Origin of the sequence: Devosia sp. ZW T5_3 (genome assembly GCF_044987315.1) — a bacterium.
Taxonomy (GTDB): Bacteria; Pseudomonadota; Alphaproteobacteria; order Rhizobiales; family Devosiaceae; genus Devosia.
Genome location: NZ_JBJDRE010000016.1, coordinates 93958 through 105412, shown reverse-complemented (window position 1 = coordinate 105412; position 11455 = coordinate 93958). Strand labels below are relative to the sequence as shown.

Annotated in this window: 16 protein-coding genes and 1 tRNA gene; 5 read left to right on the top strand and 12 right to left on the bottom strand. The window is 63.2% G+C overall.

All coding sequences use genetic code 11. The annotated features are described in order from the left end of the window. Window positions 1–57: 57 nt before the first annotated feature. The 9 genes from ACI3KW_RS18885 to ACI3KW_RS18845 all read right to left on the bottom strand — a co-directional run bounded on the left by ACI3KW_RS18885 (window position 58) and on the right by ACI3KW_RS18845 (window position 5616). Complete coding sequence (locus ACI3KW_RS18885; protein ID WP_404849372.1) at window positions 58–858, bottom strand: amino acid ABC transporter permease; 801 nt, start codon at window positions 856–858, stop codon at window positions 58–60. A 291-nt stretch (window positions 859–1149) separates the two neighbouring features. Then, window positions 1150–1953 (bottom strand): transporter substrate-binding domain-containing protein, encoded by an 804-nt coding sequence (locus ACI3KW_RS18880; RefSeq protein WP_404849371.1) that lies wholly within the window; start codon window positions 1951–1953, stop codon window positions 1150–1152. Window positions 1954–2209: 256 nt separating this feature from the next. Continuing rightward, on the bottom strand, window positions 2210–2578 hold the full coding sequence (locus ACI3KW_RS18875) for a YegP family protein (protein ID WP_113121896.1): 369 nt from the start codon (window positions 2576–2578) through the stop codon (window positions 2210–2212). A gap of 90 nt (window positions 2579–2668) precedes the next feature. After that, complete coding sequence (locus tag ACI3KW_RS18870) at window positions 2669–2956, bottom strand: SelT/SelW/SelH family protein (protein WP_404849370.1); 288 nt, start codon at window positions 2954–2956, stop codon at window positions 2669–2671. After that, window positions 2953–3414: a Crp/Fnr family transcriptional regulator gene (locus ACI3KW_RS18865; RefSeq protein WP_404849369.1), complete on the bottom strand. Its 462-nt coding sequence runs from the start codon at window positions 3412–3414 to the stop codon at window positions 2953–2955. Before ACI3KW_RS18865 ends, ACI3KW_RS18870 begins: the two co-directional genes overlap by 4 nt. A gap of 159 nt (window positions 3415–3573) precedes the next feature. Next, window positions 3574–4212: a DUF1236 domain-containing protein gene (locus ACI3KW_RS18860; RefSeq protein ID WP_404849368.1), complete on the bottom strand. Its 639-nt coding sequence runs from the start codon at window positions 4210–4212 to the stop codon at window positions 3574–3576. Between the two features lie 178 nt (window positions 4213–4390). Next, entirely contained in the window at window positions 4391–4810 is a 420-nt protein-coding gene (locus ACI3KW_RS18855; protein ID WP_404849367.1) for a GFA family protein, read from the bottom strand. 10 nt (window positions 4811–4820) lie between these two features. Beyond that, a complete protein-coding gene (locus ACI3KW_RS18850) occupies window positions 4821–5285 on the bottom strand; it encodes an SRPBCC domain-containing protein (protein WP_404849366.1) in 465 nt (154 codons plus the stop codon). Next, entirely contained in the window at window positions 5269–5616 is a 348-nt protein-coding gene (locus tag ACI3KW_RS18845; RefSeq protein WP_404849365.1) for an ArsR/SmtB family transcription factor, read from the bottom strand. Before ACI3KW_RS18845 ends, ACI3KW_RS18850 begins: the two co-directional genes overlap by 17 nt. Window positions 5617–5745: 129 nt before the next feature. On the opposite strand from ACI3KW_RS18845, the gene ACI3KW_RS18840 reads away from it, so the two are divergent. After that, a complete protein-coding gene (locus ACI3KW_RS18840) occupies window positions 5746–6849 on the top strand; it encodes an NAD(P)-binding domain-containing protein (RefSeq protein WP_404849364.1) in 1104 nt (367 codons plus the stop codon). 203 nt (window positions 6850–7052) lie between these two features. On the opposite strand, the gene ACI3KW_RS18835 is transcribed toward ACI3KW_RS18840, so the two are convergent. Together ACI3KW_RS18835 and ACI3KW_RS18830 are read right to left on the bottom strand one after the other, a co-directional pair. Beyond that, on the bottom strand, window positions 7053–7328 hold the full coding sequence (locus ACI3KW_RS18835) for a hypothetical protein (protein WP_052153617.1): 276 nt from the start codon (window positions 7326–7328) through the stop codon (window positions 7053–7055). Between the two features lie 148 nt (window positions 7329–7476). Next, window positions 7477–7551: transfer RNA gene (locus ACI3KW_RS18830), tRNA-Gly, on the bottom strand. Between the two features lie 207 nt (window positions 7552–7758). On the opposite strand from ACI3KW_RS18830, the gene trxA reads away from it, so the two are divergent. From trxA to ACI3KW_RS18815, 3 genes are read left to right on the top strand one after another with little or no spacing between them, the layout of a single operon-like run. Beyond that, complete coding sequence (gene trxA, locus ACI3KW_RS18825) at window positions 7759–8709, top strand: thioredoxin (protein ID WP_404849363.1); 951 nt, start codon at window positions 7759–7761, stop codon at window positions 8707–8709. 12 nt (window positions 8710–8721) lie between these two features. Continuing rightward, window positions 8722–9387, top strand: a complete 666-nt coding sequence (locus tag ACI3KW_RS18820; RefSeq protein WP_404849362.1) for an LON peptidase substrate-binding domain-containing protein — start codon at window positions 8722–8724, stop codon at window positions 9385–9387. Beyond that, the gene (locus tag ACI3KW_RS18815; protein ID WP_200877212.1) at window positions 9387–9617 is read left to right on the top strand and encodes a Trm112 family protein; all 231 of its coding nucleotides are present in this window, start codon (window positions 9387–9389) and stop codon (window positions 9615–9617) included. The genes ACI3KW_RS18820 and ACI3KW_RS18815 overlap by 1 nt, the downstream gene beginning before the upstream one ends. On the opposite strand, the gene ACI3KW_RS18810 is transcribed toward ACI3KW_RS18815, so the two are convergent. Next, window positions 9614–10837 carry an FAD-dependent monooxygenase gene (locus tag ACI3KW_RS18810; RefSeq protein WP_404849361.1) on the bottom strand — a complete coding sequence of 408 codons (1224 nt, stop codon included), beginning with the start codon at window positions 10835–10837 and terminating at the stop codon, window positions 9614–9616. The genes ACI3KW_RS18815 and ACI3KW_RS18810 overlap by 4 nt on opposite strands. A gap of 263 nt (window positions 10838–11100) precedes the next feature. Between ACI3KW_RS18810 and ACI3KW_RS18805 the strand changes: the two genes are divergently transcribed. Then, a complete protein-coding gene (locus ACI3KW_RS18805) occupies window positions 11101–11439 on the top strand; it encodes a P-II family nitrogen regulator (RefSeq protein WP_035101987.1) in 339 nt (112 codons plus the stop codon). The last annotated feature ends 16 nt before the right edge of the window (window positions 11440–11455 follow it).

The window sequence follows — 11455 nt, the reverse complement described above, 5'->3', positions numbered from 1 at the left end:
CTTTTGCTCCCCTCCCCTCAAGGGGGAGGGGAGCAAAAGCGCACCGGCTTCAAGCGGTCAGCGCCGTTCGTTGCGCAGGCGGTTTTCCAGCAGGCGGACCAGCAGGGACAGGGAAATGGTCATGGTGAGATAGAGGAAGGCCACGACGTTATAGGTCTCGAAGAACAGGAAGGTGCTGGAGGAATAGACTTTGCCCAATTGGGTAATGTCCTGCACGCCCAAGGCCGAGACCAGGGCCGAATCCTTGACCATGGAGACGAAGTCATTGCCCAGCGGGGGCAGGATGGTGCGCAGGGCCTGCGGGGCGATGATGAAGCGGAAGCAATGCCAGCGCGAGAGGCCCAGCGCACGCGCCGCTTCGACCTGGCCGGAATTGACCGCTTCGATGCCGGCCCGGAAGATTTCGGCGATGAAGGCGGAATAGCAGATGGTGAGGGCCACGATGGCCCGCCAGGCGAAATCGAACTGGCGGATGGTGATCGTGCCGCCTGTCGGCTGCAGCAGCCAATTGATGGCGGCGACCATGCCGGGCGCGCCGACAAAGGCGACGTAGAACAGAAAGACCAGCACGGGAATGCCGCGGATGATCTCGACATAGAAAGTGGCCAGTTCGCGCAGCACGCGATTGGTCGAGGTGCGGGCGAGCGCGATCAGCAGGCCCAGCATGGTAGCCGCGGTGAAGGCGACGCCAGTGACCCAGAGCGTGGTGGTTATGCCACCCGACAGGGCGCGGAAGATGACGGCATAGCCGGCATTGGCCGTCATGGCCCACAGGCCAAGCACGAAAAGCAGGGCAATGGCGAGCAGCCACCAGGGCGTGCGAGCGAGGATGGAGGGGCGGCGGGGGGTGTAGGTCATGGTATCTTCATGGTGGCAGCCGCAGACACAGGGCTGCACCGGGGAGAGTATCTAGATTTGGCGCCTGTGACTCACCCCCACCCTTGATCCCTCCCCACAAGGGGGAGGGAGACGATAGAGCCGAGAGTGCAGTTCCTGCGCCTTCCTCCCCTTGATGGGGAGGGAATGCGGGTGGGGTGCGGGGAGCCACGATGTGCGGCAGAGCTGCGGAGCAAGGCCCCCTCACCCGGCGCGGTGCGCCGACCTCTCCCCCGGAGGGAGAGGTGAAGGAAGGTATGGCTGGCACGCCGCTTACTGGGCCGCGTTGTATTCGTAGAACCACTTCTGCTGGAATTTTTCCATAGTGCCATCGGCCTTGATAGCGGCGATGGCGGCGTTGATGGGATCGAGCAGATCGGAGCCCTGGGTGAGGATGAAGCCGAAATCCTCGGCGCCGAGCGGGCCGCCAATGACTTTGAAGGCGCCCGGATTGGCTCCGATATAGCCATTGGCCGAGGTCTGGTCCATCAGGACGGTATCGACATCGCCCGCCTGCAGCGCCGAGACCGAGGTGCCGAAGGTGTCGAACAGCTTGATGCGCGGATTGCTCTCTTCGCCATCGAGCACATTATAGACCGCGACATAGAAATTGGTGGTGCCGGCCTGGGCGCCGATCAGCAGGTTGGGGTCGCCGGCAAAACTCTCGGCATCGGTGAAGCGGCTCTCGTCGGCGCGCACCAGCATGAATTGCTCGCTGGTCAGGTAGGGATCCGAGAAGTCGATCAGCTCGGCGCGTTCCTCATTGATGGTGATGCCATCCATGCCCACTTCGAACTGGCCATCGCGCACCGCCTGGATCATCACGTCCCAGCTGGAAAGCTGCCAATCGACCTTGGCATTGAGGCGCCTGGCGATTTCGTTGAACAGATCATATTCAAGGCCAATGCCCTCGCCGGTCTTGGGATCGGCGAAATTGAGCGGCACATAGGCGTTTTCGGTGACCGCGACGATAGTGCGGCCCTCAAGATCGGGCAGGGCATCCTGGGCCTGAACGGAAACGGCGCCGAAGGCCAGCGAGGCCGCGGCGGTGGCGAGCAGCTTGAGGATGGATGACATGAGGCGGCATTCTCCCGGAACGATTTGCCGGCAAGACTAGACCGGGCGGCCGGGGCTTGGGAATGGGGTTTGGTGCGGCGAGGGTTGGGCCGGCGGGAAGAATTTGTTTTCACGCGTTCAAACCACGAAGTCATTCCGGCGCAGGCCGGAATCCAGGTCCGTGGCCATCCACGCATATCCAGCGCCGGGATAGCCTTCAGCATGGATTCCGGCCTGCGCCGGAATGACATCGTGGATGGGACGAGGTTGGGTGGCCTTACGCCTCGTCGATGGTTTCCGCCTTGGGACCGCGTTCCTGCACCGATTTGATGCAGTTCTTGGCGCTGGATTTGGATTTGTAGGTTTCCGAGCGCACCATGGGTTCGCCATTGGCGGCGACGAAGCGCACGAAGGTCTGGCCATCCTTGGAAGCGGCGAGTTCGAAGCGGTAGCCCTTGCCCTCTTCGCCCTTGGTTAGATCGACTATGGCGGCGCCGGGCGCGTTCTTCTTGATGGACTCGATGCAGTTCTGCGCGCTGGCCTTGGACTTGTAAGTTTCCGACCAGACCATGATTTCGCTATTGTAGACGAACTTGGCGACGAACTCGCCATTCTTGGCAGCAGTGATCTTGAACTTATGCGCCATGACCCCAGGCTCTCCCTCAAGGAGCGACGCGACGGCGCGTCGCTTTGCAATGAGCAAGATTAACCCAAGATATAAGAAAAGAAAGAGGGATCAGCCCGTATGGGAGCGGTCGATATGGCCCAGATCGCGGTCGGGATCGATGCGGTCGCGTACCATTTGCTTGAGTTGCTTGACGTCGGGGAAGCCGCCATCACGCTTGCGCTCCCAGAGCAATTCACCATCGAGGCTGATCTCGAAAATGCCGCCCGTGCCGGGAACCAGCGTTACCGCCCCCATTTCGAGGCTGAAGGTGGAGAGCACTTCGGAGGCCATCCAGGCCGAGCGGAGCAGCCAATTGCACTGGGTGCAATAGGTGATGGTGAGGGCGGGTTTGTTCATCGGGCGGCTTTGCTCTTGCGATCGGCGGGTTCGACCAAGGTGGCCAGGATCTGATCGACCAAGTCGAGATCCCGTCGCTTGCCGGCGGCCTGCTGCTGCAGATCGACCAGATAAGAGGTGGTGTAATAAAGCCGCCGCGCCAGCATGGTGGCGATGTGGAGAGAAAATTCGGGGCGGGTGTCGAGGAAGGTCAGCGCGTCGGGAATTTCATAGGCGGTGACGGCGGAGAGCGCCTTGACGCTGGCCGAATGGGGCATGTCGAGCAGCACCGCCATTTCCCCGAAGATCGAGCCGGGCTCATCGACATGGGTAACCTGGGTGCGTTCGCGGATCACCTCCACCTGGCCCGAGACCAGCACATAGAGCCGGCCCAGCCGCTCGCCCTCGGGCAACATGAGCTGGCCGGGTTTGAAACTGACCTGCTTGAGCCCCACACAATAGTCCAGAATATCGGCCATGCGCCCCTCCGATTTTCGTGCGGCTATATTGCCCAAACTCGGCAGGCGGTCAAAGCAAAGCCGCCCGGAGTGAACCGGACGGCTTCGGGGCGGGCGTGACTACGGAACTTCCACCCCATCCCGCCCTCGAGAGGGAGGAATAGTTGTGCGGCGCCGGGACTAGTTGATCCAGACCACGGCGCGGCTGGTGCTTTCGACCAGGGCCGGGCGGCCCTCGATATAGACATAGGAATAGCTCGATTGGGGCACCGGAGTCAGTGCGACATCGGGCGGCACCACATAGCCCACGACCACATCGCCTTGCAGGGGCACCGGATCGATCGGGTTGGCGATGGCGTAATCGAGATAGTTCTGGGTCACCAGATAGCCCGGCGACTGCACCAAAGCGCGGCTTTGCAGATCGACGATCCAGACGCGGTCATTGGCATAGATATAGCCATAGGACGGGTTGGTCTCGACCGGGTAGATCACCACGTCGGGCGGCAGCACATAGCCGATATCGAGCGCGCCATCGAGATAGACCGGCGCGACCGGATGGGCGCCGGCATAATCGACCACCGAGGTTTCGATGCCTGCCTCGGCGCCCAGCGTGGCCCCGGCAAAGCCGCCGATGGCGGCGCCCAGCGGGCCGGCCACCACGGCGCCAACAGTCGCGCCGGCGATGCCGCCACCACCCGCGCCAATGGTGGCGCCGGCTTGCACATCATCTTCGGTGCCGATCAGCGTATCCTGGGCGAAGGCCGGCATGGCCATGCCAAGCGCCAACGCGGCTACACCAGCCAAAAGAAGCTGTTTCATTGCTCTGATCCTTTCAAGGGAGTGGACAGGCCACTCACTGCGGAAGCGCGAGACTGGGAGGTCCCGCGCGGTTACCGCCCCGTGCTGGATTAACGGGGGCCTGAAAGACTGGTTCCTGGCGGGGAATGGGGATGGCGGGCGGCTGTGGCGCATCGGCCACAGGGACCCGGCAGGACGTTCAGAGGTAGGACGTCACCGCGGGCGGCTCCATCTGCTTGTCCAGGATGCCGTTTTCATAGGTGATCGGCACTTTGGCAAAATCCTGCGGCGAGAGGCCGTCGAGCACGGCGATGTTGAGCGCGTAGAACCAGCCGCCCATCTGTTCGAGAAAGCCGCGCGAATAGAGCTGCACGCCGCAGGTCTTGCAGAAATGGTGATGGATATGATCGGGCGGCCAGAGCGAATCCGGGGCGCGATAGTCGGCGAGATTATCGGCGCCGGTCAGCAGGCGGATGTCGTCGACGCCGACAAAGCTCTTCCAATAGCGCGTCTTGGCGCAATAGGTGCAGTTGCAGCGGCGGGATTCGGCGCTGAGATCGACATCGGCTTCGAAACTGACGGCGCCGCAATGGCAGGAGCCGTGATGGGTCTGTTGCATATTGCTCTCCTCAGGCGGGATTGTCGCGCAGGTAGCTTACCTGCTTGTCGAGGCATTCGCTCCAGCCGCTCAGGTGGCTGTCCCGCTCGGCGACCGAGGCGAACGGGGCCTGGTGGAAGCGCTGGCTGGTGACGCCATCGGCTTCATCGAGCGTGATGGTGATATCGGTCAGATCGGTCTGGCCCGAGCCCGCCTCCCAGGCAAAGCTCATGACGATTTTGCTGTTGGGCACGATCTGCTTGAACGTGCCGCCAAACCAGCCATCGGGATAATCAGCCGAGCGGATCATGCCGCGATAGGCGCCGCCGACGCGGAAATCGAGCGTATAGCTGGGGCAGGTGAAATCCTTTGGACCGAACCAGCGCTTGAGCAATTCCGCATCGCTCCAGAGGCGGAACACCAGCGCGGCCGGCGCGTCAAAGGTGCGGTCGATGAAGAGTTCGTTTTCGGCCATGGCTTCAGTTTTTGGCTGCATCGGAATCTCCTGTGCTGAGGTCCTTGAGGAGGGCATCCATCTTGTCGAAGCCCTCGTCCCAGAATTTGCGATAGTGCTCGAGCCAGCTGGCAAGGTCGCGCAGCGGCGCGCCCTCGATGCGGACCGGGCGCCATTGCGCGGTGCGGCCGCGCGAGACCAGGCCCGCATTTTCGAGCACCTTGAGATGGCGGGAAATGGCCGGCAGGCTGATAGCGAAGGGCTCGGCCAGTTCATTGACATTGGCCTCGCCCTCTCCCAGCCGGGCCAGAATGGCGCGGCGGGTCGGGTCGGCCAGGGCGGCCAGCGTGAGGCTTAGCGGGTCGGTCTGCATTTAACGCATCCGTTAATTAACATATGCGTTAAATAGATTGATCGTAGATGGGAGTCAAGAGGCGGATCCACCACGCTTGCTCCCATGGCCTGCCGCCCTTAAATATGGGCTCGCCCCGGGAGCCCGCCTTTGTCAGATCCATCCCCTGCCTTGCGCGTTGCGCTTAAAACCCGCGTCGTCGTGATTGGCGCGGGACAGGCGGGGCTGTCCTCGGCCTATCACCTCAAGCAAATGGGCCTTGCGCCGGGCCGCGATTTCATCGTGCTCGACCAGGCGCCCGCGCCGGGTGGCGCCTGGCAATATCGCTGGCCTTCGCTGACGCTGAGCACGGTCAATCGCGTGCATGACCTGCCGGGCCTGTCCTTTGCCGAACTGGCGGGGGGCGACGATTCAGTGCAGGCCGCTGTCGCCGTGCCGCGCTATTTCGCGGCCTATGAAGAGCGTTTCGGCCTCAACGTGTTGCGCCCCGCTTCGGTCAGCGTGGTTTGTGACCGGGGCGCGAGGCTGCGGGTTGAGAGCGATCGGGGTGTGTTTTCCGCTGAAGGGCTGATCAACGCCACCGGCACCTGGGAAAAGCCGTTCATCCCGGAATATCCCGGCAAGGACCTGTTCACCGGCCGCCAGTTGCACACCCGCGACTATAGAAGCGCCGCCGAATTTGCCGGCCTGCATGTGCTGGTGGTCGGCGGCGGCATTTCGGCCATCCAGCTGCTCGATGAAATCTCGCAGGTCACGCAGACCAGCTGGGTCACCCGCACACCGCCACGCTTTCGCGACGGTCCTTTTGATGCTGATGCCGGCCGCGCCGCGGTGGCTTTGGTGGAAGAGCGCGTGCGCCAGGGCCTGCCGCCCGGTTCGGTCGTGTCGGTCACCGGCCTGCCCGTCACCCCGGCGATCGAGGCGGCGCGCGCCCGGGGCGTATTGGACCGCCAGCCCATGTTCGACGAAATCACGCCAACAGGGGTGCGCTGGGCCGATGGCCGCATGCTCGATATCGACGTTATTCTATGGTGCACCGGTTTTCGCAGCGCGCTCGATCATCTGGCGCCGCTGCAATTGCGCGAGCCCTCGGGCGGCATCGTCATGAGCGGGCGGCTGGCCACGCAGGTGGAACGCGACAAGCGCATCCATCTGGTCGGCCATGGCCCTTCGGCCTCCACGATCGGCGCCAACCGCGCCGGCAGCGCCGCCGCCAAGGAGTTGATGGCGTTTCTTGATTCGGGAAATGGCTGACAGCCGGCGCTCGGTCCTGGCATTAGCGCCACCCCACCCCACGGTGTCACCCCGGCGCAGGCCGGGGCCCATCTCGAGATAGTGCCGCTGCCGCAAGGTGTGCGAGCGTTCCTCCATCGATCTGGCGGCGTGGCCCACGATCTCAGGATGGGCCCCGGCCTGCGCCGGGGTGACATCGTGGGTGGGATGTATCTGCGCAGAAGTTACCGCCGCGGGCGGCGCCCAACCGGCTCGATCAGGTCGTCCTCGACTTCGGTCTGGGGCCGGTCATCGCCGCGGGCCAGCTCTTCGTGCCAGCGGCCTTCGGCGTCCTGATAGCCGATGGCCTGGGTCTGCCCGGCCGCCTGCTGCCGGTCGGCGGCGGCAATGGCCGCGTCCAAAGCCGCGCGATGGGTCGGAAAGCTCTCCGAAAACACGTCCCCCACCTTATAGGCAAAGCCGCCGTCATGCTCGACGACCTCGTAGCGTACATGTGCCATGGCGCAAGTCTCCCTGTTCTGCCGGCAGGAGAACTATCGGCGCCCATTTCGGTTGCGGGAAAAACGTCGGGCCACAAAACAAACCCGGAAAAACAAAAAGGGTCCCGAAGGACCCTTTGTCACCAAAGCCATGCCGGACTTTGGTATTTGGAGCGGGCGATGGGATTCGAACCCACGACCCTAACCTTGGCAAGGTTATGCTCTACCCCTGAGCTACACCCGCACTCCATATCGTCGTCACCGCCTTGGCAGTGCCCCGATGCGCGCCTATATGCCCAATCACCTGCCTGATTGCAACCCACATTTTGACCGCTTCGTCATCTTCCGGTCGCCTTGTGGATAGAAGGGCTTGTCACACCACGGTTTGCGGGCGCAAGAAGAGCCCAGAACCGACCCAAAATTCGAAAAACGCCAAGGGCCCGTCACGCCGATGTCCACTCCGTTTAACGTTGCAACACCGACTTCTCCCGCTGCTGCGCCGATTGGCGCGCTGATCAAGGATTCGACCGATCAGGCTTTCAAGGCCGACGTGATCGATGCTTCGCTCGATACGCCCGTGCTGGTCGATTTCTGGGCGCCCTGGTGCGGCCCCTGCCGCCAGCTGACGCCGGCGCTGGAAAAAGTGGTCAATGAAAAGGCCGGCAAGATCCGCCTGATCAAGATCAATATCGACGAAAACCCCCAGATTGCCGGCCAGCTCGGCATTCAGTCGATTCCGGCCGTCTTTGCCTTTTCCGGCGGCCGCCCGGTCGATGGCTTCATGGGCGCCATGCCTGAGGGCGAAGTGCGCCGCTTTGCCGACAAGGTGATTGCCGGTGCGCCCGAGCCGGCTCCCGCCGAAGGCTCGATGGAAGCGCAGATCACCGAAGCCCTGGCTGCCGCAGAGGAAGCGCTCACCGCCGGCGACCTCGGCCGTGCCGCGCAGATTTTCGGCATGGTGATCCAGCATGTTCCCGATCATGCCGTGGCACTGATCGGCCTCACCAAGGTGTATCTGGCCGCTGGCGAGACCGAGCAGGCCCAGGCCACGCTCGACATGATCCCCGAAGCCGAGCGCAAGGGCGAAGCCTATACCAGCCTTGCCAATTCGATTCGCCTCCTGGGTGAAGCGGCGGACCTGTCGGAAACCTCGGCGCTGGAAGCCGCGCTTGCCGCCAACCCGGATGATCACCAGGCCCGTTTCGACCTAGCCGTGGTACTCAATGCCGAAGGCAAACGCGTCGAGGCGGCCGAGGCGCTGGTTGCCATCTTCAAGCGCGACCGCACCTGGAATGAGGACGGCGCGCGCAAGAAGCTGCTCGAATTCTTTGAAGCCTGGGGTCCCAAGGACCCCGCCACGCTCAAGGGCCGCCGGCTGCTGTCGGCTGCGCTATTTTCCTGAGCCGGAGACCTCATGCCCAAGCGACCGACTTCTGCTGCCGAGCTGCCCAAATCCGTCCCGGTCTTTCCCTTGACCGGGGCGCTGCTGCTGCCCTTTTCGCATCGCCCGCTCAATATCTTTGAGCCACGCTATATCGAAATGGTGGACGCAGCCCTGCGCGGCGACCGGCTGATCGGGCTGATCCAGCCCGAGGACACGTCCGAGGAAAGCCCACGGGGTCGTAGCCCGCTGCAGCAGATCGGATGCCTGGGCCGGATCACCCATTTCGAGGAAAGCGGGGAGGGGCGCTATTTCATTATTCTGGAAGGCGTTACCCGTTTCCGCCTGGCCCATGAATTGACGGTGATGACGCCCTATCGGCAGGCGGTAATCGCCGCCGAGGATTTCGCCATGGATTTCACCCGCGATTTCGGGGAAGACGCGGTGGATCGCGAGCGCTTCATCAAGATGATGCGCGACTATGCCGAATTTGCCAATATCGACCTCAATTTCGAAGAGATCGAGCGCACCGGCACGGCCGACCTGGTCAATTTCTGCTGCATGGTCTCCCCCTATGGCGCCGCCGAAAAACAGGTACTGCTGGAAGCCCAGACGCTGGAGCAGCGCGCCGAAACCCTGATCGCCATGACCGAATTTGAAATGGCGCGCGGCGGCAATGACCGCCCCCCGCTCAACTGATGCCCTCCGGCGTCGATCCCCGCCATGTGCTGGATGTGCGCACGCTCGAAATGCTGGTCTGCCCACTGACCAAGACGCGGCTGATCCTGTCGGGGGACCATACCGAGCTGATCTCGGTCGCGGCGCGCCTGGCCTTCCCCATCAACAAGGGCGTGCCGCTGCTCAGCCTCGATGAAGCGCGGAGCGTCGAGCCGGATGAGATCAAGACGCTGACGCGGGGCCAGAACTAGATCGGCAGCCCGCTGAGCAGTTTTGGCCCATTGCCCGACACCCCCGCCGCGGTGCGGATCATGGCGGCCTTGATGGGGCCGGCGCGGTCGACCAGGCCCAGGCCGAAATCGCGGACGGCGCGGATCGGGGCGGCGTCATTGGAGAAAAGCCGGTTCATGCCGTCGGTCACCATGGCCATGGCTGAAGTGTCGAGCCGGCGCCAGCTCTGGTAACGGGCCAGCGCGTCATCCCCACCATGATCGAGCCCAAGTCGGATGGTGTCGATCACCACTTCGGCTAAAGCCGCCACATCCTTGAGCCCCAGATTAAGCCCCTGGCCGGCAATCGGATGCACCACATGGGCGGCGTCGCCCACCAGAGCTAGCCGTGGCGCGACGAAATCGCGGGCGATGCGCATGCGCAGCGGGAAGCCTGCCAGATCGTCTTCGACCGTGACAGCGCCCAACGTCGAGCCCATCACCGCCTCGATTTCGAGCGCCAGGGCGGCCTTGTCCATGCCCAGGAACCGCGGCGCTTCGGCGCTGGATTCGGTCCAGACCAGTGACGAGCGATTGCCCGTAAGCGGCAGGCTGGCAAAGGGGCCGGCGGGGCGGAAATGCTCGTAGGCGACGCCGTCATGGGGCAATTCATGGCTGATCGTGGTGACCAGGCCGGTCTGGCGATAATCATGTTCGACAACGCCAATGCCGGCCATCTGCCGCAGCGCCGATTGCGCGCCATCGGCCGCCACCACCAGGGGCGCCACGAGCACGCGGCCATCGGCCAGCACCAACCGGGCGGAGTGGGCATCGCTTTGCCACGAAGTGATCTCAGCCGGCGCGATCACCTCGATCTGCTGGCCAACCGCATCAAGCAACACCTGTCCGCTGACGCGATTGGGCACCATATGGGCAAAGGCCTCGCCCGGCGCCACGTCGCCCTCAAAGCTGAGGAAGAGCGGCCGCGAAATATCCCCCTCGCCCGAATCGGTAATGCGCATGGCGGTGATCGGCTGCGATTGGGCGGCCATGGCGGGCCACACGCCCAGGGCCTCGAACACGCGGCGCACGCCAGCAGCGATAGCCGAGGCGCGATTGTCGCGCGGCACCGATAGCGGCCGCCGATCGACCAGCCCGACGCGGATGCCGCGGGCCGATTGCACCAGGGCGAGCGCCAACGTCAGCCCCACCGGGCCGCCACCGGCGATCAGCACGTCATGGGTTTGTGCAGCGCTGGCCATGTCAGTTCTCCTTTCCCCTATTGAGCGCCTGCACGCCTTGGGTGCAAGAGGCGCAAGGTCGCGGCAGGCTTGCCGTAATTTTGCCCAATTCGCTGCAGTTTTGCACATTTTTTGTGCATTTGGCGGCGGGGGCGGCGCCGTGAATCGTTTATGAATTACTAATGCATTGTTTTTACTGATGATTTTCGCGCCATTCGGAGTTGGCACGGCGCTTGAGTCTAGTTGGGCATTCCAGACCAGCGCCAAGTCGCAAAGGGGCTCACATGAAACTGGTGATTGCAATTATCAAGCCATCACGCCTCGAAGAGGTTCGCCAGGCTCTCAACTCGCTCGACGTGCACGGCATGACCGTGACCGAGGTGAAGGGTTACGGCCGCCAGAAGGGGCATTCGGAAATCTATCGCGGTACCGAATATGCCGTGCACTTCCTGCCCAAGCTCAAAGTTGAAATCGCCGTTGATGACGCCCTAGCCGATGCCGTGTCCACGGCCATCCGCGACAGCGCCCAGACCGGCCGTATCGGCGATGGCAAGATCTTCGTGCTCGATCTTCTGGCCGTCACCCGTATCCGCACCGGTGAAACCGGCGCTTCTGCCCTCTAAGCGTCATCGGGAGAAC